This window comes from Ruegeria sp. G7 (assembly GCF_056535465.1).
The window spans coordinates 721,558-744,298 of sequence record NZ_JBQFIL010000002.1; the positions used below are offsets into that span (position 1 = coordinate 721,558).

20 protein-coding genes and 1 pseudogene are annotated in these 22,741 nt (G+C 59.9%); 18 read left to right on the top strand and 3 right to left on the bottom strand.

Annotated features, from left to right (window positions below; genetic code table 11):
- The 7 genes from ACR3EN_RS20030 (at window position 1) to ACR3EN_RS20060 (ending at window position 8,174) form a co-directional block, all read left to right on the top strand.
- The gene (locus ACR3EN_RS20030; RefSeq protein WP_480870365.1) at window positions 1-1,566 is read left to right on the top strand and encodes an ABC transporter substrate-binding protein; all 1,566 of its coding nucleotides are present in this window, start codon (window positions 1-3) and stop codon (window positions 1,564-1,566) included.
- A 4-nt stretch (window positions 1,567-1,570) separates the two neighbouring features.
- Window positions 1,571-2,512 carry a glutathione S-transferase family protein gene (locus tag ACR3EN_RS20035; RefSeq protein ID WP_480821063.1) on the top strand — a complete coding sequence of 314 codons (942 nt, stop codon included), beginning with the start codon at window positions 1,571-1,573 and terminating at the stop codon, window positions 2,510-2,512.
- Between the two features lie 25 nt (window positions 2,513-2,537).
- On the top strand, window positions 2,538-3,515 hold the full coding sequence (locus ACR3EN_RS20040) for an ABC transporter permease (RefSeq protein ID WP_480533183.1): 978 nt from the start codon (window positions 2,538-2,540) through the stop codon (window positions 3,513-3,515).
- A gap of 32 nt (window positions 3,516-3,547) precedes the next feature.
- A complete protein-coding gene (locus ACR3EN_RS20045) occupies window positions 3,548-4,453 on the top strand; it encodes an ABC transporter permease (RefSeq protein ID WP_480843214.1) in 906 nt (301 codons plus the stop codon).
- A gap of 4 nt (window positions 4,454-4,457) precedes the next feature.
- The gene (locus ACR3EN_RS20050) at window positions 4,458-6,170 is read left to right on the top strand and encodes an ABC transporter ATP-binding protein (protein WP_480821059.1); all 1,713 of its coding nucleotides are present in this window, start codon (window positions 4,458-4,460) and stop codon (window positions 6,168-6,170) included.
- 69 nt (window positions 6,171-6,239) lie between these two features.
- A complete protein-coding gene (locus ACR3EN_RS20055) occupies window positions 6,240-6,716 on the top strand; it encodes a hypothetical protein (RefSeq protein WP_480821057.1) in 477 nt (158 codons plus the stop codon).
- Between the two features lie 9 nt (window positions 6,717-6,725).
- Window positions 6,726-8,174, top strand: coding sequence for a hypothetical protein (locus tag ACR3EN_RS20060; RefSeq protein ID WP_480821055.1), 1,449 nt, complete (start codon window positions 6,726-6,728; stop codon window positions 8,172-8,174).
- A 141-nt stretch (window positions 8,175-8,315) separates the two neighbouring features.
- On the opposite strand, the gene ACR3EN_RS20065 is transcribed toward ACR3EN_RS20060, so the two are convergent.
- Window positions 8,316-9,086: a transporter substrate-binding domain-containing protein gene (locus tag ACR3EN_RS20065; protein ID WP_480821053.1), complete on the bottom strand. Its 771-nt coding sequence runs from the start codon at window positions 9,084-9,086 to the stop codon at window positions 8,316-8,318.
- Between the two features lie 117 nt (window positions 9,087-9,203).
- Between ACR3EN_RS20065 and ACR3EN_RS20070 the strand changes: the two genes are divergently transcribed.
- The 4 genes from ACR3EN_RS20070 to ACR3EN_RS20085 are packed head-to-tail and all read left to right on the top strand — an operon-like array spanning window position 9,204 to window position 12,113.
- Window positions 9,204-9,944 carry an amino acid ABC transporter ATP-binding protein gene (locus tag ACR3EN_RS20070; protein ID WP_480821051.1) on the top strand — a complete coding sequence of 247 codons (741 nt, stop codon included), beginning with the start codon at window positions 9,204-9,206 and terminating at the stop codon, window positions 9,942-9,944.
- A gap of 9 nt (window positions 9,945-9,953) precedes the next feature.
- Complete coding sequence (locus tag ACR3EN_RS20075; RefSeq protein ID WP_480821049.1) at window positions 9,954-10,712, top strand: amino acid ABC transporter permease; 759 nt, start codon at window positions 9,954-9,956, stop codon at window positions 10,710-10,712.
- A gap of 10 nt (window positions 10,713-10,722) precedes the next feature.
- Complete coding sequence (locus tag ACR3EN_RS20080) at window positions 10,723-11,058, top strand: carboxymuconolactone decarboxylase family protein (RefSeq protein WP_480821047.1); 336 nt, start codon at window positions 10,723-10,725, stop codon at window positions 11,056-11,058.
- 5 nt (window positions 11,059-11,063) lie between these two features.
- Complete coding sequence (locus ACR3EN_RS20085) at window positions 11,064-12,113, top strand: aromatic ring-hydroxylating dioxygenase subunit alpha (protein ID WP_480821045.1); 1,050 nt, start codon at window positions 11,064-11,066, stop codon at window positions 12,111-12,113.
- Here ACR3EN_RS20085 and ACR3EN_RS20090 read toward each other — a convergent pair whose 3' ends face one another.
- Complete coding sequence (locus ACR3EN_RS20090; protein ID WP_480821043.1) at window positions 12,114-13,220, bottom strand: hypothetical protein; 1,107 nt, start codon at window positions 13,218-13,220, stop codon at window positions 12,114-12,116.
- Window positions 13,221-13,374: 154 nt separating this feature from the next.
- Between ACR3EN_RS20090 and ACR3EN_RS20095 the strand changes: the two genes are divergently transcribed.
- Window positions 13,375-13,956 carry a carboxymuconolactone decarboxylase family protein gene (locus ACR3EN_RS20095; RefSeq protein ID WP_480821041.1) on the top strand — a complete coding sequence of 194 codons (582 nt, stop codon included), beginning with the start codon at window positions 13,375-13,377 and terminating at the stop codon, window positions 13,954-13,956.
- A gap of 12 nt (window positions 13,957-13,968) precedes the next feature.
- Here the strand turns inward: ACR3EN_RS20095 and ACR3EN_RS20100 are convergent, their stop codons facing one another.
- On the bottom strand, window positions 13,969-14,859 hold the full coding sequence (locus tag ACR3EN_RS20100; protein WP_480821039.1) for a LysR substrate-binding domain-containing protein: 891 nt from the start codon (window positions 14,857-14,859) through the stop codon (window positions 13,969-13,971).
- 330 nt (window positions 14,860-15,189) lie between these two features.
- On the opposite strand from ACR3EN_RS20100, the gene ACR3EN_RS20105 reads away from it, so the two are divergent.
- The 6 genes and pseudogenes from ACR3EN_RS20105 to ACR3EN_RS20130 all read left to right on the top strand — a co-directional run bounded on the left by ACR3EN_RS20105 (window position 15,190) and on the right by ACR3EN_RS20130 (window position 22,601).
- On the top strand, window positions 15,190-16,167 hold the full coding sequence (locus tag ACR3EN_RS20105; RefSeq protein ID WP_480918487.1) for a 2-aminoethylphosphonate--pyruvate transaminase: 978 nt from the start codon (window positions 15,190-15,192) through the stop codon (window positions 16,165-16,167).
- A gap of 32 nt (window positions 16,168-16,199) precedes the next feature.
- Entirely contained in the window at window positions 16,200-17,429 is a 1,230-nt protein-coding gene (gene phnA / locus ACR3EN_RS20110; RefSeq protein ID WP_480918488.1) for a phosphonoacetate hydrolase, read from the top strand.
- Window positions 17,430-17,471: 42 nt separating this feature from the next.
- Window positions 17,472-18,889 (top strand): annotated as a pseudogene (gene phnY / locus ACR3EN_RS20115) (phosphonoacetaldehyde dehydrogenase).
- A 100-nt stretch (window positions 18,890-18,989) separates the two neighbouring features.
- Window positions 18,990-20,345 carry a (R)-1-hydroxy-2-aminoethylphosphonate ammonia-lyase gene (gene pbfA, locus ACR3EN_RS20120; protein WP_480821037.1) on the top strand — a complete coding sequence of 452 codons (1,356 nt, stop codon included), beginning with the start codon at window positions 18,990-18,992 and terminating at the stop codon, window positions 20,343-20,345.
- Complete coding sequence (locus tag ACR3EN_RS20125; RefSeq protein WP_480821035.1) at window positions 20,342-21,181, top strand: EamA family transporter; 840 nt, start codon at window positions 20,342-20,344, stop codon at window positions 21,179-21,181. The genes pbfA and ACR3EN_RS20125 overlap by 4 nt, the downstream gene beginning before the upstream one ends.
- A gap of 298 nt (window positions 21,182-21,479) precedes the next feature.
- A complete protein-coding gene (locus tag ACR3EN_RS20130) occupies window positions 21,480-22,601 on the top strand; it encodes an aminotransferase (protein WP_480821033.1) in 1,122 nt (373 codons plus the stop codon).
- Window positions 22,602-22,741 lie beyond the last annotated feature (140 nt).

Below are 22,741 nucleotides of genomic sequence, written 5' to 3' on the forward strand. Positions count from 1 at the left end.
ATGATCCTCAGGAACAGCGCCATTGGCCTGACCATGCTGCTGGCCAGCACCGCGCAGGCCGCCGAGTTCAAATGGGCCTCGACCACCGATCCGCAGACAATGGACCCGCATGCGGTCAACTCGGCCCCGGTTCTGGGGTTTCTCAACAATGTCTACGAAGGGCTGGTGCGCCGCGGCAAGGACATGACGGTCGAGCCTGCGCTGGCTGTCAGTTGGGAACCGATCGGCGACGGAGAGGGTTGGCGGTTCAAGCTGCGCGAGGGCGTCACCTTCCACGATGGCAGCAGCTTTGACGCCAACGATGTGCTGTTCAGCTATCAACGCGCCTCGGGCGAGGCTGCGGACACCCGCAGCTGGTTTGCGCCGGTCAGCGATGTGATTGTGGTCGATGACTATACCGTCGATATCATGACCACTGCGCCCAACCCGCTGTTCCCATCCTCGATTGCCAACTGGATGATCATGGATCAGGGCTGGACGGAGGCCAATGATGCTGTGGTGCCCGATAAGGAAACTGGCAACTACGCCACGATCAACGCCAACGGCACCGGCGCGTTCAAGGTGACTGAACGCGAACCGGGTCTGAAAACCGTGCTGGAGCCGCATGAGGGCTGGTGGGGCGAGGCCGAACACAACATCACCCGTGCCGAGTTCAACCCGATCCAGAACCCCGCCACCGCCGTTGCGGCGCTGTTGTCGGGCGATGTGGACATGATCAACCCGGTGCCTATTCAGGACGTGGCGCGGCTGCAGCAGAGCGCAGATGTGGACGTCATTCAGGGGATCGAGGCGCGCGTGATCATGCTGGGCTTTGATCACGAGGCCGAGGCGCTGAAATACACCGATGACGCGGGCAAGCCGAACCCGTTCCGCGATGTGCGCGTGCGACAGGCCGTCGCCAAAGCGGTCAATGTCGATGCCATTCTGGCCACCATCATGCGCGGCAATGCCGAAGCGGCCTCGCAACTCGTCACCCCGGTGATGAGCGGCTATTCCGAGGCCAACGCGGACCGTCCCGCGTTCGATGTTGATGCCGCCAAGGCGCTACTGGCCGAGGCCGGTTATGCCGACGGCTTCTCGTTCGGGCTGAAATGCCCCAATGACCGTTACCTGAATGATGAGGCAGTGTGTCAGGCGGTTGTCGGTATGCTGGCTCAGATCGGTATCACCGCAGAGCTGGATGCGATGCCGGTGCGCAACTACTGGCCGGAATTGCGTGAAGATAACTACGATATGTACCTGCTGGGCTGGAGCCCCGGCACATTTGACGCCGAACACCCGGTCCGGTTCCTGGTCGCAACTCCGAACGAAGAGAAAAAGCTGGGCAGCTGGAATTTCGGCGGCTACTCGAACCCGCGGGTCGATGAATTGCTGCCGAAGATCCAGTCCGAGCTGGATCAGACCAAACGTCAGGCCATGCTGGATGAGGTGACGCAAATCTATCAGGATGACCATGTCTATGTGCCGATGTATGTGCAGCCTCTGGTCTGGGGAACGCGCAACAATGTCGAGCTGACGCAGCGCCCGGACAACTTCTTCATCCTGCGCTGGGTGACGGTGAACTGAGCCCATGGGCGTCATGATCGCCGGGGTCTACCACGCAGAAGACCCCGCGCCCGACACAAGGCTTGACGGTGAATTCCGGCGTCAGGCCTCGACCATTCGCAACGCGCTGCCGGATGCTCTGGAACCAGGGCGGTTTCATCTTTATGCGGCGTGGAACTGCCCTTGGGCGCATCGCGTGTTGCTGGTTCGCGCGCTCAAGGGGCTGCATGATCTGATGACGGTTGCCTATGCCGAGCCGCGTCGTACCGCCGACGGCTGGGTCTATGCCGACGGCGCGGATGCGGTCTATGGCGCAACGGCGCTGCATCACGCCTATGCACGCGCCACACCGGCCTATACCGGGCGGATCACGGTGCCCTTGCTGTGGGACCGGGTTGAGGATCGGGCGGTCTCCAACGAATCCGCCGATCTGGTACGGATGTTGGGCTCGTTGCCGGGCTATGGCCCCAATCTGGCGCCATCAGACAAGCTGGACGAGATCGACGCGTGGAATGACAAGATTTATGCGCGTCTGAACAACGGTGTCTACCGCGCAGGGTTCGCCCGCACGCAAGAGGCCTATGAGGCCGGGTTCCGCGATGTGTTCGCCACACTGGACGAGATCGAGGCGCATCTGGCCACCAACCGCTACCTCTGTGGTGACACGCTGACCGAGGCCGATCTGCGCCTGTTCCCCACGCTGGCCCGGTTCGATGTGGCCTATCATTATGCCTTCAAATGCAACCTGCGTCGGCTGATCGACTATCCAAACCTCTGGGGTTACGCGCGCGAAATTTACGCGTTGCCCGGCGTGGCCGCGACCGTGAAATTCGACATCTACAAGCAGGGCTATTTCTCACCGTCCGAACTGCGAAATCCGCTGGGGATCGTGCCGCTGGGCCCTGAAATCGATTGGAGCGTGCCGCACCACCGCGACATCTTGACCACCCGGTCGGTTAAAGCATAGAGAGACGCACCAATGGGGAAAATCAATGTTCGCATATATCGTCAGACGGATGTTCCAGTCCGTCATCGTGCTGTTGGTCGTGGGTCTGGTGGCCTTTTCGATGTTCCGCTTTGTCGGCGACCCGATCGACAACATGCTGGGGCAGGAACGCACGCAAGCTGACATCGACCGCCTGCGCACCGAGCTTGGGTTGGATCAGCCCTTTGTGGTGCAATACGCCAAGTTCCTGCAGGGCGCGGTTCAGGGCAATTTCGGGGTCTCTTACCGGCAGGGCCGACCGGTTTCGACAATTCTGGTGGAACGGGCCCCGGCGACGCTGGAACTGGCATTTGTGTCGGGGTTTCTGGCGATCACGATTGGTATTGCCCTTGGCGTCTTTACGGCGATCCGACGACAAGGGATCGCGGCGAATGTGATCATGACGGTGTCCCTGATAGGGGTCTCTCTGCCCACCTTCCTCATAGGGATATTGCTGATCTACATCTTTTCGGTCGAGCTTGATCTGCTGCCCAGCTTCGGGAGGGGCGAGACCGTTATGATTGGCGGCTGGTCCACCGGGTTCCTGACCGCCTCGGGGCTTAAAGCCTTGATATTGCCTGCGATTACGCTGGGTCTGTACCAGATGACACTGATCATGCGGCTTGTGCGGTCCGAGATGCTGGAAGTGTTGCGCGCCGATTATGTCCGCTTTGCCCGCGCCCGAGGGCTGTCGGATCGGGTGATCAATTTCCGCCATGCGCTGAAGAACACTCTGGTGCCGGTGATCACCATCACAGGCCTGCAACTGGGCTCGATCATCGCGTTCGCGATCATCACGGAGACGGTGTTCCAGTGGCCCGGCGTGGGCCTGTTGTTCATCAATGCGATCCAGTTCGTCGATATCCCCGTGATGGCGGCCTATCTGATGCTGATCTCGGTGATGTTCGTGACGATCAACCTGATTGTCGATCTTCTTTACTATGCCATTGACCCGCGTCTGCGTGTCGACGCGAGGGCCACATGACCGATACCCCAAATACTCAAACCCAGTCGCGCATGGCAAAGCTCTGGGACAGCGACTTTGCGTGGTCCTTCCGGCATTCTCCGGTCGCCGTCATAGCCTCGCTGGTTGTGTTCATTCTGGTGCTCGCGGCGATCTTTGCACCGCTGATTGCGCCCTATAACCCGTTTGACCCGGCGACGTTGAACCTGATGAACGGGTTTACACCTCCGGGCACGTCCAACGCGTTCACGCAGGAGACCTTCCTGCTAGGCACAGATGATCAGGGAAGGGATGTGTTTTCGACCATCCTCTATGGTCTGCGCATTTCGTTGTTCGTGGGGGCCGCGGCGGTCCTTCTGGCTCTGATCATCGGGGTTATTCTGGGGCTGGTGGCGGCCTATTTCGGCGGCTGGATCGAGACGCTGATCATGCGCATCGCCGACGTGCAGCTGACCTTTCCGGCCATTCTGGTGGCGATGCTGATCTTCGGGATCGCGAAAGGGATCACCCCACCCGAATACCGGGATGAGATGGCGATTTATGTGCTGATCATCGCCATCGCCCTGTCCGACTGGGTGCAGTTCGCGCGTGTTGTGCGTGGCGCGGCTCTGGTCGAGAAAAACAAGGAATACGTCCAGGCCGCGCGTCTGATCGGGCGTGGGTCCTTCCCGATCATGTTCCGCCATATCCTGCCGAATGTCCTCAGCCCGGTTCTGGTGATCGCCACCATCTCGTTGGCGCTGGCGATCATCGCCGAGGCGACGCTGAGTTTCCTTGGCGTCGGAGCGCCACCAACCCAGCCCTCGCTGGGCACGCTGATCCGCATCGGGCAGGGCTTCCTGTTCTCTGGTGAGTGGTGGATCCTGTTCTTCCCGGCCTGCACGCTGCTGGCCCTTGCCCTGTCGGTCAACCTGCTGGGCGACTGGCTGCGCGATGCGCTGAACCCCAAGCTGCGGTGATTTCATGAGCCTTCTGACGATCAATGACCTGACGGTCGAATTCCCGACCCGCCGCAAGCTGTTCACCGCCGTCGACCATGTGGACCTGTCGGTCGAGCCCGGCGAGATTCACGGTCTGGTGGGTGAATCCGGTGCCGGTAAATCCACCATCGGTGCCGCCATCATGGGTCTGCTGGACCGGCCCGGCCGCATTGCCAGCGGCACCATCAAGCTGAGCGGAGACCAGATCAGCGGTATCGACGCCGAGGCGATGCGAGGGCTGCGCGGCAAAAAGATCTCGATGATCTTTCAGGACCCGCTGACCTCGCTGAACCCGCTGTTCACGGTGCGCGAGCAACTGGTCGAGACCATTCAGGCCCATCTGGGCGGGTCCGAGGCCGAGGCCACCAAACGCGCCCGCGATCTGATCGACCGGGTCGGCATTCCCGACCCGGATACGCGGCTGGACCAATACCCGCACCAGTTCTCGGGCGGGATGCGGCAGAGGGTGGTGATCGCGCTGGCGCTGTGCACCGAACCGGATGTGATCATCGCGGATGAGCCGACGACGGCGCTGGATGTCTCGGTTCAGGCGCAGATTCTGGACCTGATCAAGGAACTGGCGCAGGAACGTCAGGTGGGGGTTATCCTGATCACGCACGACATGGGCGTGATTGCCGACACGACAGACCGCGTGACGGTGATGTATGCGGGCAAGGTGGTCGAAACCGGCACGACCGGGCAGGTGATGGGCCAGCCGCAGCACGAATACACCAAATCCCTGATCGCCGCGGTGCCGCGCCCGACGCTCAAGCTGCACCGCTTTCCGCAGATCAGCTATGGCGGGCGCGAGACGCGTTTCGCCATCGAGGATATGGCCCGTCACTGGCCCAAGGTCGACAATGACGCCAGCAAGCCGGTGTTCGAGATCCGCAACCTGACCAAGAAGTTCCTGCAAAAGCGCGGGCTGCTGCCGTGGGACCGGACCTATTTCACCGCCGTCGACAATGTCAGCTTCGACATCCACGCTGGGGAAGTGTTCGGCGTGGTGGGCGAATCCGGCTCGGGCAAGTCCACCGTCGCGCGGATGATCGCGGGGCTTTATCCGGTGGATGGCGGTACCATCGATTTTCAAGGTCAGCGCGTCAGCGACCTGAGCAATCGTGCGGTACAGGATGAATACCGCAAGAACATCCAGATGATCTTTCAGGATCCCTATTCCTCGCTCAACCCCCGGATGCGGGTGGACGAGATCGTGGCCGAACCGATCCGCCATCACCGCCTGATGGACAACGCGCATATCAAGCGGCGCGTGGACGAGTTGCTGGATCAGGTGGGGCTGGGTCATGAGGCCGGGCAGAAATACCCGCATGAATTCTCGGGCGGGCAACGGCAGCGGATTTCCATCGCCCGTGCGCTGGCCACGCAGCCCCGGTTCCTGATCTGTGATGAGCCCACCAGCGCGCTGGACGTATCAATTCAGGCGCAGATTCTGAACATTCTGAAGGACCTGCAGGAACATCTGGGTCTGACCCTTCTGTTTATCAGCCATGACCTTCCGGTTGTGCGCCAGATGTGTGACCGGGTGGCGGTGATGAAACAGGGCCAGATGGTCGAGATTCAGGAAACGAGCGCTCTGTTCGCCAAACCACAGACCGACTATGCCGCCGAGTTGTTACGCTTGATGCCCAAGCTTGACGATCTGTCGACCGACGGGCTGGGCGAGCGCGAGGCCTAACACGCGAAGGTTGACGATGCCTGCGTGGCGTGGCCTGATCAGGCCACGTCAATGCAGGGAGATATAGCAATGCTGATCCGATCCGTGACCGTCCTTCTGTTGGGCCTGTGCGCGCCATTATCGGCTCAGGCGCAGGATGGGTTCCCGGACCTCGTGGGCAAATGGATCTGCAATATCGAATATGGTGCCTATTTCTTTGACCTGCTCGAAGGGCCTTATGAATTCGAACTTGAGATCACCGAGCAGTTGGGCGCGGGTTTCAAGGGGCACTCGGTCTGGATCGGGGACCGGGATGAGCTGCCCGATGACCAGATCGATCGCCCCGGGCAGACAATCGTGGCCGAAGAGGGCACGAAGGTCACGATCCACGAAGAGTTTCTGGGCATGATCGGCTGGGGGGACCGAAACCTTCATATGGTGGATATCGCCGATGACGGGATCAGGATCGGACGGCTGGTGTCCGATGGCGAATTCGAGGTGCTCGCCGCGCGCGCAGGCGAACACGCGGCCCTGACTCGAACCCGGTGCATGAAGCAGCCCGGATAGACCTGCGCGGTGGCCGCACCCCTGAAACCCTCGGACAAGATCGAACGCCTGTCGCGGGCGGTGCATCCCGGTTTGCTGGACACCGCCATCGACCCGCATCTGATGATCGTCCTGATCCTTGCCAATCTGATGAGCGAGACCCTGTGGCAGGTCCGAGACAAAATTGCCGACCGCGCGGCGGCGGATGGCCTGCCGGTCACCGATGAAATGCTGTCTTTCATCGACCATCACTTCACCCATGATTTCCCCATGGGCACAGCCGAACGCGTCGGCATCCTGAACCTGCAGGACGAGCGTGACCGGCTGGGGGCCGGGGCCGTCGATACCATCAAGGCGCAGCTTTGGCGGCATGTGACCTGGCGGCGGGACAAGGGGCAGCTGACGCCCGCACTGGATATCTTTCCACTGCTCGAACAGGACCAGCTGCCGATTTACACCTATTCGACCATCGATGGCCTGCATGCGATGTCGCGCCTGCTGAAGCACAAGAAACACAGGCCCATGGGGGTAACGGTCTGCGCCGATGAGGCGACGTTGACCACATCGCTGGCCAGCGTTTTGAACAGCGTTGCATTGAAAGACGTGTTCATTGTCGGGTCGCCGGGCCACTACACGACGCTGCTGCAGAAGGGGGATCGGCGATACTGGTGCAATGGCAAGCCCGAATCCTTTTCTCAGAGCCGTTGGGCCAGCGTGACCACGGGCGCCGGGGCCGACCCCCGCGCCGCTTTCGAGCGACGTATGCCCTATGCTGACCGTTTCGTCTCGTTGTTCGGCGTGCTGAAACTCGGCGATGGGATCAGCACGATCCCCGAGGTCGAGCTGGCACGGTTCGAGGCGGATTGCACGGCGTTCTTCGGCACCCAACTGCCGCCGTTCGAGGCGTTTCATCACCAGGAAATCGCGTTTGAAACCAGTGTCGCAACGCGTGCACAACTTGCCGAGCTTGATCGTGCCGAAGGGGCTGGGGCGGTTCGGCGTGTGGTCGATGAACTGGCGGGTGGAAATGACCTGTCGGTCTTTGGACAGGCGGCCTATTGTTATCGTGACCTTAATGTGCCGTGTCCGGGGGCCTATCTGGCAAACGGGGTCAGGGGCCCCAAGTTGTGCAAGCTTGCCGCCACGATCCGAAGTATCGATGATGCCGTGACGGCGGTGTCCGGCATCACCGGTCAGAATGCCATCTATGGCGAGCGGAGCCGCATTGCCACTCCGGATGAGGTGCTGCTGTTCAATACAGGGGATGATGTGGACCGGGGGCTGCTATTGCTCTCGGTCCTGCTGGCCGCACCTGCGATCCCCGATCAGGCCAAGCCCGAGATTGCGATGATCGTGACGCGACGCTCGACCTATCTTCAGGTTCAGGGCCGGGTAATTGATGTGGCAAAGCTAACCGATGCCGAGGTCGCGGGCGACGCTTGGCTGACACTCGACCAATCCTGTCTGACCGCGGGTTGAGGGGTGTCGACTTGCGGCCCAACGCCCGGAGTGCATCGACGGTTCCCGATGCGCGCGCGTTACCCTCGCACCCTGTGCCTGGTCCAGTTCCGTGGTCCCAATTGGTTGACGCCCGGCGCATACACCGGGCGTCAGGTCAGATCAGAGCCCCCACTTTGCGCGGTTTTCCTCGAAGAACCCTTGCGCCTTTTTGACCTCGATCCAGTTGTTCACATAATTGATCCAGACCTGATCGTTCTGCGGCAGGAGCATCGCAATGGGCGAGGGTGAGCGGGGACCGGCATTCTTCACGCGCACGACCGGGAATTTCTCTTCCAGAGTGGAACCCTCGATGTTCGAGGTAATGAACACGTCCGCGCGGCCTGCGATCACTTCCTGAAAGCCGCGGGCCGGTGCCTCGACCACTTTGATTTCGGCATTCGGGAACCACTCGCGCACGCGCTTTTCAAACGTCGTGCCCAGCGTGGTGGCGACGGTCACGCCCGGCTGGTTGATCGACTCGTAGCCGTCGAACTTGTCGGCCTTGTCCTTGGTTGTATACGGAAACAGCTCGACCGCGATGTAGCTGTCCGAGAAACCCGCAACTTTCATGCGCGGCGGCGAGATCGAGGCCGATCCGGTCAGGTGGTACTTGCCCGCCACCACACCATTGACCAGCGTTTTCCAGTCGGTGGGCACATATTCGACCTCGACCCCCAGATCAGCGGCCAGCGCGTTCATGATGTCGATATCATAGCCCTTATAGCTGTTGGTCGCCGGATCGCGCAGCGACATCGGGTTCCAGTCACCGGTTGTGCCCACTTTCAGCACCCCGGAATCCAGCACCTCGTTCAGGGCTGACTGAGCTTGCGCGGCGGTCCCAAGCACTAATCCAAGTGCCGCGGCGGCGGCAGTTTTGAAAAACCGTTTCATGTATTTCTCCCGTTGGTGGCGTTAAGCGATTGCCGCTACATTGTTTCTTGATCTAAGCGTAAAGACAAAGATAACCTCAAGCAAATAATTGACCAGAAAACAAAGGCAGGCCAGCAGATGCAAGACGCCGCGATCGAGCTTGTCGGTGTGAACAAGTGGTTCGATACGTTTCACGTTCTCAAAGACATCAACCTGACGGTGAACAGCGGCGAAAAGGTCGTGATATGCGGGCCTTCGGGGTCGGGAAAGTCGACCGTGGTGCGCTGTATCAACCAGCTTGAGAAACATCAGAAGGGCACGATCCGGGTGGATGGGGTCGAGCTGACGAGTGATCCCAAATCCGCGGCGGCGATCAGTTCCGAGGTCGGGATGGTGTTCCAGCAGTTCAACCTGTTCCCGCATCTGACGGTTCTTGAAAACCTGACGTTGGGCCCAATCAAGGCGCGTGGCCTCAGCCGGAAAGACGCCGAGGAGAAGGCGCGGCACTATCTGGAACGGGTGCATATCCCCGATCAGGCCGACAAGCGGCCCATCCAACTGTCGGGCGGTCAGCAGCAGCGCGTTGCCATCGCCCGGTCGTTGTGCATGGAGCCTCGGGTGTTGCTGTTCGACGAACCCACCTCGGCGCTGGACCCCGAGATGATTTCCGAGGTTCTGGATGTGATGGTCGAGCTGGCGCAGGACGGCATGACCATGGTTGTCGTCACCCACGAGATGGGATTTGCCCGCAAGGTGGCCGACAAGATGATCTTTATGGATGCAGGCGAGATCGTTGAAGAGGGCCACCCCGAGCATTTCTTCACCAACCCGCAATCCGAGCGGTGCCGTAAATTCCTGTCTCAAATTCTGCAGCACTAGGTGGGGCCGATGAAAAAACTTCTTCTGATATCGCCGCTTCTTTTGCTGGCCGGGTGTTCGTCTTCGTCGACCTGGGGCTGGTATGTGATCAATCCGACCACCGACTCGGGCTGGACGAACGTCAAATTCCTGATCTCGGGGATGGGCGCGACGATCCAGATTTCCCTGATCGCTGCGGTGATGTCGATTGTCATCGGCCTGCTGGTGGCGCTGCCGGGTCTGTCGGATAAACGCGGCTGGCGGCTGGTCAATCGGGTCTATGTCGAATTCATCCGCGCCATTCCCCTGCTGCCGATGCTATTCTGGGTGTTTTACGGCCTGCCCATCGTGTTCCAGTCGATGGGGATGAACGTGCCCATTGATCCGTTCTGGGGCGCGATCATCACGCTGGCCATCTCGGACAGCGCGTTTACTGCCGAGATCTACCGCGCAGGCATTCAATCCATCGCCCGCGGTCAGCGCGAGGCGGCGCAAACCATCGGGCTGAACTATTTCCAGACCATGCGCTATGTGATCCTGCCGCAGGCGATCCGGCGCATTCTGCCCCCGTTGGCGAACCAGTTCATCTACATCGTCAAGATGAGCGCCTTTGCCAGCGTCATCGGCATGCAGGAACTGACCCGCCGCGCAAACGAACTGGTGGTGACCGAATACCGTCCGTTGGAAATCTACACGCTTTTGATCTTCGAATACCTGATACTGGTCCTGATCATCAGCGCAGGCGTGCGCTGGCTGGAGCGCCGCATGGGCGCGGACGAGCGCGGATAAGGAGAAAGCGATGGACTGGAAAGACTTCATGGCCGAAACCGAGGCCAATATCGGCAGCTTCTCGAAAGAGGTGCCCGAAACCGTGCGCGGGTTCGGCATCATGGGAAAGGCCGCCAAGACCGATGGCGCGCTGAGCGAAAAGACCAAAGAATTCATGGCCCTTGGCATCGCTATCGCGACCCGTTGCGACAGTTGCATCGGGTTCCACGTCAAGTCTCTGGTCCGGTTGGGGGCCACGCGCGAGGAGATGTGCGAGGCTTTGGCCATGGCGACCTATATGGGCGGCGGCCCGTCATATGCTTACAGTGCCAAGGCCTTAAAGGCCTATGATGTGTTTTCGGAGTAAACCTCATGCGTCCTGATCTGGCCGGAGCCGAAGGGTTCATCCGAAACAGCTGGTACGTCGCGGGCCGGTCCGAGGATTTTGGCCGCGAATTGAGCGCTGTGCGGATGCTGGACGAAGAGATCGTGATCTATCGCGACACCAAGGGCGCAGCCATCGCGCTGGAGGATGCCTGCCCGCATCGAAAACTGCCTTTGTCACGCGGAACTATCGAAGGAGATCATGTGGTCTGCGGCTATCATGGGCTGACCTTTGGTTGCGGTGGCGAATGCGTCAGTGCTCCGACTCAGCTGGATAATCCGCCGCGCCGCGCTGCCGTCCACGCCTATCCCAGCGAGGACCGGTGGGGGTTTCTGTGGCTGTGGATGGGCGACCCCGATCTGGCTAGCACAGATGACATCATCGACATTCCCAATTTCGACAACCCGGACTGGGGCAAGACCCAGAAGGGCGCTATGGAGATGGCGTGTCACTACCTCTACATCATCGACAATCTGCTGGACCCCAGCCATGTGGCCTGGGTGCATCTGACCTCGTTTGCCGGGGCCGGAACGGACAATCGCCCGCTGGATGTGGAAGAGACTGACGGGGGCGTCATCGTCTCGCGCTGGATCGCGGATGAACCCGCGCCGCCTTACTACGCGCCGATCCTGCCCTTTGGTCCCAGTTGCGATCGCAAGCAGCACTACGAATGCCGGCTGCCGTCGACTGCGATCAATATGTCTATCTATACGCCGGTGGGCGAAGGCGGCGCGGATCGGCCTGTCTCGGCTAATGCTTTTGTCAATATTTCTTATAACTTCATCACGCCCGTGGACGCCGAAACCTCGCGCTATTTCTGGTTCCAGCATCGCAATATGCACGCGGATGACGTGGCGATGTCGCAACGGATGTTCGAAGGCGCAGTGATGGCGTTCAATGAAGACAAAGAGGTGCTGGAATACGTCCAGACCGGGATGGCGCGCCGCAAGAGCGGCTATATCAACCTAGGCCTGGACGCGGGCGCTATGCGCTTTCGCACGCGTGTCGCGCGGCTGATCGCGGACGAGGCGGGGTGATCAAGACGCGCTCAGCCGTCCGTTCGCGCCTTGCCCCACGGCCTGCGCCGGGTTGTCGAACACCGCTTTGACGCAGGGGTATTCCGCAAGAATCTGCGCCCCACCGGGAATGCGGTCGGGGTGCAGGACGCCATCCTCCCAAACCGCGACACCGTCGACGCGGATCGTCGGGTCCAGCACGTTCAGCGAAATTTCTCCGGGCGCGTAATGCCCGCAGGTGTGGAAGTGCAGCAGGCGCGGGTTGCCGAAGGCGGACCCGCTCCACTTTTCGAAGTCCTGCGAGGCGGGTGTGGAATAGGCGCAGCCGGGATGTATACCCGCATGCCAGGAGTGCATGGTCAGCGGGTCAAGATCGAACATCTGGCCGACTTTCGAATAGTGCATTTCAGCGCAATGCACGTCCATCGGATGGCCCGAAAAACCCAGCAGGCGGCTGTTTTCAAACTGTACCGCAAGCGGCTCGCGCAGCTCGCAGCCATAGGGTTCATAGAACTTTGAGCCGGTCCCGACCAGAAAACCATCCTGCATCACGGTGCCACGAAAGCCCTGCGCGGGAACGGGTGCAAAGACGGACATGGGGAAACGCGCGACGCTGACATCCGATGCGCCGGTTTTGGGAAAAGCGGCGCCAAGACCGCTGAAATCGGTGCCCAGTGGACAGGTGACGTGAATATTCCGCGCCCCGGCAAGTAGCGTATTTACCGCATTCTTCAGGGCGACGAAGCCAAAATAGTTCGCCCGTCCAAACCCCGAGGCCAGCGCCTCTTTGTCCAGTACATAAGACATGATCGGGTGTATGTCGGCCAGATCTGCATCGAACCGAATCTGATCGCCGGTGCGCGACAGGAACAGTGTGCGATCCGCTGCTTTCATCGCCGCGATGACCTCACCGGACAGCCGTGGACCCATGGGGTCGAACGGAATTGCCCGCAGCGTGGCGTGTATGCCCAGTGCCTGCGCGCAGTTCAGAATGTCCTGTGCGATCTCGGGGTCATAATAGGGACTGTTTGCAACTTCGCTCAGGACCAGCAACTTGTCGCCTGCCGACAACCCCGCACAACGGATCAGCAGGTTCTCGGCACCATCACGAATATCGAGAGTCTGCATCTCGCTAGTTCCCTTGTCAGCTATTTCAAGCGGTATCTTTAGACTATTCACACTTACGTTACTGTCAGAAAGCGACCTTTGGCGAATTTTTTCTGCTGACACGCCCGGCTGCAGTGTTCATATGCTGATTAAATACCCGACCGGAGGAACAAGAATGAGCGCCTGGATCGAAATGATCTCTGACGAACAGGCGGACGGCCGCCTGAAAGAGCTTTTGGATAACGCCCGAACCCCCCATGGCACCGTCGACACTGTGATGCGCGTGCATTCGCTGCGACCAGAAACGATGAACGGGCACGTGGTCCTGTATCGGTCCGTTCTGCATTCCGAGGACAACAAGCTGCCGTTTTGGTTTCTGGAAGTGGTGGCCAGCTACACGTCGATTCTTAATGATTGCACCTATTCTTTGACGCATCACTTCATGAATGTGCGCAACCTGATCAAAGACCAACCGCGCAGTGACAGCATATTTGTCGCCCTGAAGGCGCACCGCCCCGAGGATGTGTTTGAGGGTAAGGAACTGGCCTTGTTGCGCTATGCAGCCAAGCTGACGACAGATGTCGGCAAGATGGTGAAATCTGATTTCGAGGCGTTGAAGCTGGCGGGTTGTGATGATGGCGAGATTCTCGAGGTGAATCAGGTCTGCGCCTATTTCAACTATTCAAACCGTCTGCTGAACGGATTGGGGGCGACGACTGAAAATGACGTGATCGGATACTACAAGGGCGATGACTGAGCGGGCTGAGGCCTAGTCTGCCGTTGCTGCCTGTTTTTCGTCCTGCACACGTCGGACGAAATCCATGAAGGCGCGAATGACTTTCACCTCATGGCGTTGTGTCATGTAGATCATGCTTTCGCCCATCTGCAGGTCTACGTCTGACAGTTCAATCTGACGCAAGCGGTCGTCGCGCCCGAACTCGGCACGTGAAACAAAACCGACACCTGCGCCCGAGGCGACCAATTCCCTGACTGCCTCACGTCCTTCCGCAACAATGGCTGGTTTCAGCGCGATCTTACGCCGTCGCGCCTCGTCCTCCAGTTTCTGGCGGGTCTTGGAACCTTGTTCGCGGAATATCAGCGGCAGATTGCGGAGCTCTTTGAATGTCAGCGTGGTTTTGGAAGGTGGCAACAAACCCTGACCGGCAAAAGCGACGATGTTTGTTGCGCCGAGGTTGAGCATACTCATGTCGTTGCCCGGCGACGGGCTACCGACAATGCCGATCTCGGCGTTATAGGCGCGGAGTTCCTCTAGAATTTCATTCGTGTTTCCTGATCGGACAATGATGGTGATATTGGGGTACATCGTTCGGAACGGCCCCAGATAGTCGGTCAAATGGTGGGCGGAATCCGCGATGATACGCAGCTCGCCATCGATCGAGGCTTTTGACTCGGACAAATAATCCTCGATCTGATTTTCGATCTCGAAATACTGCTTGGTAAAGCGGAACAATTGTTCGCCTTCGGGTGTCAGGAAGACGCGCTTGCGCTCGCGTTGAAACAGCAAAAGATCATGGTCCTGTTCAAGCTTGCGGACCTGCTCTGACACAGCGGGCTGGGTCAGAAACAACGCTTCGGCGGCGCGGGAAAATCCGCCATGCAGTGCGACGTTGTGAAAGGCTTTGAGCTGGCTGTGGCGCATCGGATCCCCATGGTTTCCATCTATAGGATTTTTTTATTCAGTGATTGATATTCTCGATTTTACATATGGGGTATGAGGTTGCAAATGATTGTGTATCGGGATGTGTTGGAGGGATTTGGTGATGGGATTTGAGGGTAAGCTTGAAGCGCCGCGTATGGGGGAGGCTTATTTGCTGACGCCTGGCCCTTTGACGACGTCTTATGCGGTGAAGCAGGCGATGTTGCGGGACTGGGGCAGCTGGGATGATGATTTCCGGGCGATGACGCGGGATATGCGGTCGCGGCTGCTGGCGCTGCTGGGCGAGGGGCGGAGGCGTTTGACTGTGTTCCGATGCAGGGCTCGGGCAGTTTTGCGGTTGAGGCGATGCTGGCCTCGTTTATCCCGAAGGACGGCAAGGCGCTGGTGCTGGCGAACGGGGCCTATGGGCAGCGTTCAGCGCAGACGCTGGAGTATCTGGGCCGCGATCATCTGGTGCTGGACAAGGGCGATTACCTGCCGCCGCGCGGGTCGGAAGTGGCCGAGATCCTGGCCAAGGACCCTGCGATCACCCATGTGGTTGCGATCCATTGCGAGACCTCCTCGGGCATTCTGAACCCGGTCGAGGAGATTTCCGAGGCGGTCTACGGGGCAGGGCGCAAGCTGCTGATCGACTCGATGTCGGCCTTTGGCGCGATTGAGCTGAAGCCGTCCGAGATCCGGTATGAGGCGATGGTGTCCTCGGCCAATAAATGCATCGAGGGCGTGCCGGGCTTTGGCTTCATCATCGCCCGCAAGGATGAGCTGGAAGCGGCCAAGGGCAACAGCCACTCGCTGAGCCTCGATGTGCATGCGCAATGGGCACATATGGAAAAGACCGGCCAGTGGCGGTTCACGCCGCCGACCCATGTGGTTGCGGCCTTCCTCGAAGCGCTGAAGGCGCATGAGGTTGAAGGCGGCGTTGCCGGGCGGGGCGCGCGTTACACCCGCAACCGTGACGTGATGGTCGCGGGCATGCGCGAGCTGGGCTTCGAGACGCTGCTGCAGAACCGCTGGCTGAGCCCGATCATCGTGACGTTTTTCTGCCCTGCGGACGAGAAGTTCGTGTTCGACCGCTTTTACGATCTGATGAAGGACAAAGGCTTTATCATCTATCCGGGCAAGCTGACGGTTGTGGACAGTTTCCGCGTCGGCTGCATCGGGCAGATGGATGAGCATGTGATGCGGCAGGTTGTTGCTGCCGCCAAGGAAACCCTGGCCGAGATGGGGTCGCCAGCGCGGCACCTCCGGCTCTTGCGCTGGAAGAACGCGCCAAACTGGCAGCCTAATTAACAAGGACACCCCCAAATGACCATCCAAACCCCGTGACCGCGAATGAGCGCGTCTACCCGGCCCCCAAAGTGCCTGCCATTGCCATCTGCCTGGACGGCTGCGAGCCGGAATACCTGGAAGTGGCCATCGCCAAGGGCCTGATGCCGACGCTCAAGCGCATCCGCGAGACCGGCACCGACCGTCTGGCGCATTCGGTGATCCCCAGCTTTACCAACCCCAACAACCTGTCGATTGCCACCGGTCGCCCGCCGATCGTGCACGGGATTTGCGGCAACTTCCTCTATGACCCGGAAACCGGCGAAGAGGTGATGATGAACGATGTGCGCTTCCTGCGCGCGCCGACCATCTTCTCGCAATTCTACGAGGCCGGCTATCGCGTCGCCATGGTCACCGCCAAGGACAAGCTGCGGGCGCTGCTGGGCGCAGGGCTGAAGTTCGACGACGACCGCGCGGTTGCGTTTTCCGCGGAACGTTCGGGTGAGACCACCAAGGCCGAGCACGGCATCGACAATGCCAGCGCCTGGCTGGGGATGCCGGTTCCGGAAGTGTATTCCGCCGAGCTGTCGGAATTTGTCTTTGCTGCCGGTGTGAAGCTGCTGAAAGAGATGCGCCCGGACGTGATGTACCTGTCGACCACCGACTATGTGCAGCACAAGTTCGCCCCCGAAGAGCAGGGCGCGCTGGATTTCTACGCCATGTTCGACAAGTATCTGGCGCAACTGGATGAGATGGGCGCGGCCATCGTCGTCACCGCCGACCACGGCATGAAGGCCAAGCATGAGCCGGTCTCGAAAGAGCCATCGGTCATCTACATGCAGGACGTGTTTGACGACTGGCTGGGTGAGGGCAAGGCCCGTGTAATCCTGCCGATCACCGACCCGTATGTGGTTCACCACGGCGCGCTTGGCTCGTTTGCCACGGTCTACCTGCCCGAAGGCGCTGACCGGGATGAGGTCAAGGCCAAGGTTGCAGCCCTGCCCGAGATGCTGGAAGTGCTGACCAAGGAAGAGGCGGTTGCCAAATACGAACTGCCCGCTGACCGCATCGGTGACCTGACCATGGTCTGCACCGGCGAGATGACCATCGGCACCTCTGAGGATCGTCACGATCTGGCCGCCTTGGGTGAGCCGCTGCGCAGCCATGGCGGCTTGACCGAGCAGGAGGTGCCCTTCATCGTCAACCGGGTGATCGATCTGGGCAACGCGCCCGATCTGCGCAACTTTGATGCGTTTTTCTACGCCACAACAGCGGCGGCGCAGTAAGCCATGAAGGACCAGACCGTGTCTGAGATCAGAAACGAGGGGATGCGCATCGGCGGCGAGATCGTCTTTACCGACGAGACGGTGCCGGTTCTCTATCCCTACACCAACGAAGTGATCGGCCATGTCCCCGCGGGCAAGGCCGAGCACGCCCGCAAGGCGTTCGAGATTGCGGCGGCGTATAAGCCCAAGCTGACCCGGTACGAACGCAGCCAGATCCTGCAACGCGCCGGTGAACTGATCGGTGAGCGCCGCGAGTATCTGGCCAAATGGCTGGTGCTGGAACTGGGCATCTGCCACCAGCACGCGATCTACGAGACCAAGCGCGCGCAGGATGTCTATCAGTTCGCCGCCGCCGAGGCGCTGAAGGATGATGGCGAGATCTTTTCCTGCGACCTGACCCACAATGGCAAAGACCGTAAGATCTTCACCACCCGCGAACCGGTGGGCGCGATCAGCGCGATCACGCCCTTCAACCACCCGCTGAACATGGTCAGCCACAAGATCGCGCCGTCGATCGCGTCGAACAATTGCATGGTCTGCAAACCGACCGAGCTGACGCCGCTGACGGCGCTGACGCTGGCGGATATCCTGTATGAGGCGGGCCTGCCGCCCGAGATGTTCCAAGTGGTCACCGGCTGGCCGCAGGACATTGGCGAAGAGATGATCGTCAATGACAAGATCGACATCATCACCTTCACCGGCGGTGTGCCGGTGGGCAAGATGATTGCGGCCAAGGCGGTCTATAAACGTCAGGCGCTGGAACTGGGGGCAATGACCCGCTGATCGTTCTGAACGACCTCTCCGATGCCGATCTGGATAAGGCGGCCACCATTGCCGTGGCCGGAGCCACCGGCAACTCGGGCCAGCGCTGCACCGCGATCAAGCGCATTCTGGTGCAGGAGAGCGTGGCGGACAAGTTTGTCCCGCTGGTGCTGGAGAAGGCCAGGAAGATCAAGTTTGGCGACCCGCAGGACCCCGAGACCGAGCTGGGCTGTGTGATCCACGACAAGGCCGCGGAAATCTTCGAAAACCGCGTCTATCAGGCCGAGAAGGAGGGGGCAGAAATCCTCTACCACCCCGGTCGCCAGGGCGCGCTGCTGCCGCCCATCGTGGTGGATAAAGTGCCCCATGACAGCGAGCTGGTGATGGAAGAAACCTTCGGCCCCATCATCCCCATCGTCCGCGTGCCGGATAATGATGAAGAGGTGATGCGCATCTCGAACTCCACCGAGTTCGGCCTGTCGTCGGGTGTCTGCACCAACGACCTCAACCGCGCCATCGCCTATATCAACGGCCTCAACGTGGGCACCTGCAACATCTGGGAACAACCCGGATACCGCATCGAAATGTCCCCCTTCGGCGGCATCAAAGACTCCGGCAACGGCGTCAAAGAAGGCGTCATCGAAGCCATCAAGTTCTTCACTAACGTCAAAACATACTCCCTGCCATGGCCAAGGTGAGCGGGAGGAGAGGCACCTGAATTTCTCCCCAACTCGCGGGGTCCTTAATGGGGCCTCGCGCTTTTGATTTCAGCGGATGCAAGCCAGAATCGAGGATCATATGTCAGTCAGCATCACCCACACCGAAGGCGAGTCCAACACCTCGGATGCGCGCAAATCGTGGTTGAAGTCGTCGATTGGCCCACGCTCTGCGCCGCTGCTGAAACGGGATTCAGACGCGTTTTTGCATCAAAGCCTGTCCAGCCCTTGCGTCAGCACAATCGCTAAGGCCGAAGGCATCTGGATCGAGGATATGGATGGCCGCCGCTACATGGATTTCCATGGCAATTCGGTCCATCACATCGGTTATGGCCACCCGCGACTGGTCGAGGCGATCAAGGCGCAACTGGATGATCTGCCCTTTGCGCCGCGCCGGTTCACCAATGATCCAGCGGTGGAATTGGCAGAAAAGCTGGCCGAGATCGCGCCCGGTGAGCTGGGCAAGACCTTGTTCACCACTGGTGGGTCAGACGCCAACGAGGTGGCGCTGAAGATCGCGCGCGCCGCAACTGGCCGGTTCAAGACCGTCAGCTTCTGGGATGCGTTTCACGGGGCGGGCTTTGGAGCGGCCTCGGTGGGCGGCGAGGCGACGTTCCGCAGCCATATCGCGGGGCCTTTGATGCCGGGGGCCGAGCATGTGGCACCCTTCGCCTGCTATCGCTGCCCTTATAACCACGCCGGGCCCGAAACCTGCGGTCTGGCCTGCGCCAAGATGGTTGAATTCGCCTTGGAGCGCGAGGGCGATGTGGCCGCCGTCATTGCGGAACCCATGCGCGCGGTGCCTTATGTGCCGCCGGCGGGGTTCTGGAAATCGGTGCGCGAGGCCTGCAACCGGCACGGCGCGCTACTGATTATGGATGAGATCCCGACCGGTCTGGGCAAGACCGGCAAGATGTTCGCATTTGAGCATGATGAGATCGTGCCTGACATCGTGACCTTGGGCAAAGCTTTGGGCGGAGGCATCCTGCCCATCGCGGCTTGCGTCGCCCGTCGTGATCTGGACGTATGCGGAGACTTTGCCATCGGGCATTACACCCACGAAAAGAACCCCGTGACCGCGCGCGCAGCGCTGACCACGATCCAGATCATCGAGGATGAGGGGCTGGTCGATCGCTCGGCCGAACTGGGTGCCCACGCGATGGGGCGGCTGCAAACCGAACTGGCAAAGATCGAGATCGCCGGAGATATCCGTGGCCGCGGCCTGATGTTTGGGGTCGAGATCGTCAAAAGCCGCAGCACGCGTGAGGCCGACAATGCCTGTGCCGAGCGCATTTACTATGAGTGTCTGAATGGCGGGGTGAGCTTCAAGATCAGTCAGGGCTGCGTGCTGACCTTGTCTCCGCCGCTGACCATTTCGCGGGATGATCTGGATCGGGCGCTGGACATCGTTATTGCGGCGATAAAGGCCCACGCTTGACGCTTTCGATCGCGCTGATCGTTCTGACGGCGGCATTCCTGCATGCGTTTTGGAATGCGGTGGTCAAAGGGGCAGGGGACAAAACCGTCACACTGGCGATGATCGCGCTGGGGCATTTTGTGCCCGCCATGTTTGCTGTGTTCCTGGTTGCGCCGCCAGCGGCTGAGGCGATCCCCTATATGATCGCCTCGATCGTGGTGCATTGGTGTTATTTCTACCTGCTGAACGTGGGCTATAGCGCAGGTGATCTGAGCCTGATCTACCCGATCTCACGCGGGTTGGCCCCGGTACTGGTGGCGCTTATGGCGCAGCTTTTCATTGGCGAGACGCTCTCGATCCGGGCCTGGGGTGGTATCTTGTGCGTCTCGGCGGGCATACTGATGATCTCACGCGGAGTCTGGTCGGGAGGTCTGTCCCGATCGGGGCTGTTGGCGGCCTGTGGGATTGGCGTGATCGTCGCGTTCTACACTGTTGTTGACGGGATCGGCATACGCGTTTCGGGCAGCGTCGGGGGGTATATCACTTGGCTGTTCTTGGCGAAGATCCTGATCGTGATTTTCATTTTTGGCACACGCTTCCCACGTGTTCGCGCAACCCCGCCCAAAGTTCTAATGCTTGGTTTTGCAGGGGGATTGGTGTCGGGTTTGGCCTATGCCCTGGTTTTGTATGCCAAATCCGCGGCGCCGCTTGGGATCGTTTCAGCCCTGCGTGAAACCTCGGTGGTTTTCGCCGCCTTGCTGGGGGTGATCTGGTTCGGAGAAGGGCCCAAGTTTCGTCGGATCATCGCCGCTCTGATCGTGGGCGCAGGTGTTGCAGCTATCGGGCTTTATGGCTGAACGGTCTGAAGCACCAATGCCTGTTTCGGGCGCTTGTGAATAGCAGGCGGTCCCAACGCCGCCCCCGCAGCGTGCCGATACCGTTTTTGTGGTTCTCAGGCTGCACCAGCACAGAGTGTTGTTCAACCGAGACCATACGTCTTTGTCCGGGCGTATTGAATGTGACTTGTGAAAATCACAAACCGCTGCCAGCCCGTGCTCAAGCCCGCATATGCGGATGTTCCTACGCATGATATGGATCGGGGTGACAACATACTGGCAACCCTTGCGGGCGTGCATCAGAGGATAAGAAAAGACTATGAAGATCGAACCTTTTGGCGTCGAAATCTGGATGGACGAATGGGAAACCAGATGCGCCTATAACCTGGCCGAGACCTGCGTCGAAAGCCTGACCATCGCCGAATTGCTGAAGCTTTCGGGTCGCAACTCTGACGATTTGTCCGAATTGCTGGGGCTGCAGATGACCTACGGAGCGATCCGGGGTTCGGACCGGCTGCGTGATGCGATCTGTGGCCTTTACAAACAGCAAACGCGCGAGAACATCATTGTCACCCATGGCACGATCGGTGCCAACATGCTGGTGCACAAAACACTGGTTGAACGTGGGGACCGGGTTGTGGCCGTTGTGCCGACCTACCAGCAGCATTATTCGATCCCGGCGAGTATCGGTGCAGAGGTGACCCAAATTCACCTGCGGGCCGAGAACGGCTATCTGCCTGATCTGGACGAACTCCGCGCCGCTGCGACACCTGGGACCAGGCTGATCGCGATCAACAATCCTAACAATCCGACAGGGGCGATGATGGACCGCGCCTTTTTGATTGAGGTTGTCAAAATCGCACGCGAGGCTGGCGCTTGGTTACTGTGTGACGAGGTGTATCGCGGCACCGAACAGGCGGGCTCTGGCCTGACGGATGCGGTGTCGGACCTTTATGAAAAAGGGATATCGACGTCGGGTATGTCCAAGGCATTTTCTCTGGCGGGTCTGCGGTTGGGGTGGATCGCAGCTGATCCTGAGTTGATCGAGGCCGTTTCGGTGCACAGGGACTACGACACCATCTCGGTCGGGATGATTGATGATCACTTTGCAGCGCTCGCACTCGAGCACTACGACAAGATATTGGCCCGTAGCCGAGCCATCACACGCGGTAACCTGGCAATCCTATCGGCTTGGGTCGAGCGTGAGCCGAGGATCAGCTGGACCAAACCCCAGGCGGGGACGACCGCGCTGTTGCATTATGATCTTGATATCCCTTCGCGGACGTTCTGTGTTGAGCTGCTTCAGAAAACCGGTGTGATGTTCACGCCCGGGTCCGCCTTGGGGCTCGAAGGCTGTGTGCGGATCGGTTACGCCAACAATCCGGCGATCCTTCGGGCGGGGCTGTCAAAGGTGTCGGCTTTCCTCGCCGAGTTTGGGTGATCAAGCGCCAATGCTGATCAGAAGAAGTGGGGGGTATGGCTCCCGGACGGCCAGGGTGGATCAACCTCGAATGATTAATTTATAGACACTAGCGCGCCTGAGCGCCCAAAACTTACGCACATACGCTGTAAAGCCGTCGA

Coding starts and splice junctions, on each gene's coding strand:
- ACR3EN_RS20105 (WP_480918487.1), top strand. CDS start 15,190: ATGCAGGGCTCGGGCAGTTTTGCGGTTGAGGCGATGCTGGCCTCGTTT.
- ACR3EN_RS20035 (WP_480821063.1), top strand. CDS start 1,571: ATGGGCGTCATGATCGCCGGGGTCTACCACGCAGAAGACCCCGCGCCC.
- ACR3EN_RS20055 (WP_480821057.1), top strand. CDS start 6,240: ATGCTGATCCGATCCGTGACCGTCCTTCTGTTGGGCCTGTGCGCGCCA.
- ACR3EN_RS20085 (WP_480821045.1), top strand. CDS start 11,064: ATGCGTCCTGATCTGGCCGGAGCCGAAGGGTTCATCCGAAACAGCTGG.
- ACR3EN_RS20045 (WP_480843214.1), top strand. CDS start 3,548: ATGGCAAAGCTCTGGGACAGCGACTTTGCGTGGTCCTTCCGGCATTCT.
- pbfA (WP_480821037.1), top strand. CDS start 18,990: ATGTCAGTCAGCATCACCCACACCGAAGGCGAGTCCAACACCTCGGAT.
- ACR3EN_RS20070 (WP_480821051.1), top strand. CDS start 9,204: ATGCAAGACGCCGCGATCGAGCTTGTCGGTGTGAACAAGTGGTTCGAT.
- ACR3EN_RS20090 (WP_480821043.1), bottom strand. CDS start 13,220: ATGCAGACTCTCGATATTCGTGATGGTGCCGAGAACCTGCTGATCCGT.
- ACR3EN_RS20040 (WP_480533183.1), top strand. CDS start 2,538: ATGTTCGCATATATCGTCAGACGGATGTTCCAGTCCGTCATCGTGCTG.
- ACR3EN_RS20050 (WP_480821059.1), top strand. CDS start 4,458: ATGAGCCTTCTGACGATCAATGACCTGACGGTCGAATTCCCGACCCGC.
- ACR3EN_RS20100 (WP_480821039.1), bottom strand. CDS start 14,859: ATGCGCCACAGCCAGCTCAAAGCCTTTCACAACGTCGCACTGCATGGC.
- ACR3EN_RS20080 (WP_480821047.1), top strand. CDS start 10,723: ATGGACTGGAAAGACTTCATGGCCGAAACCGAGGCCAATATCGGCAGC.
- ACR3EN_RS20095 (WP_480821041.1), top strand. CDS start 13,375: ATGAGCGCCTGGATCGAAATGATCTCTGACGAACAGGCGGACGGCCGC.
- ACR3EN_RS20030 (WP_480870365.1), top strand. CDS start 1: ATGATCCTCAGGAACAGCGCCATTGGCCTGACCATGCTGCTGGCCAGC.
- ACR3EN_RS20065 (WP_480821053.1), bottom strand. CDS start 9,086: ATGAAACGGTTTTTCAAAACTGCCGCCGCCGCGGCACTTGGATTAGTG.
- ACR3EN_RS20130 (WP_480821033.1), top strand. CDS start 21,480: ATGAAGATCGAACCTTTTGGCGTCGAAATCTGGATGGACGAATGGGAA.
- ACR3EN_RS20075 (WP_480821049.1), top strand. CDS start 9,954: ATGAAAAAACTTCTTCTGATATCGCCGCTTCTTTTGCTGGCCGGGTGT.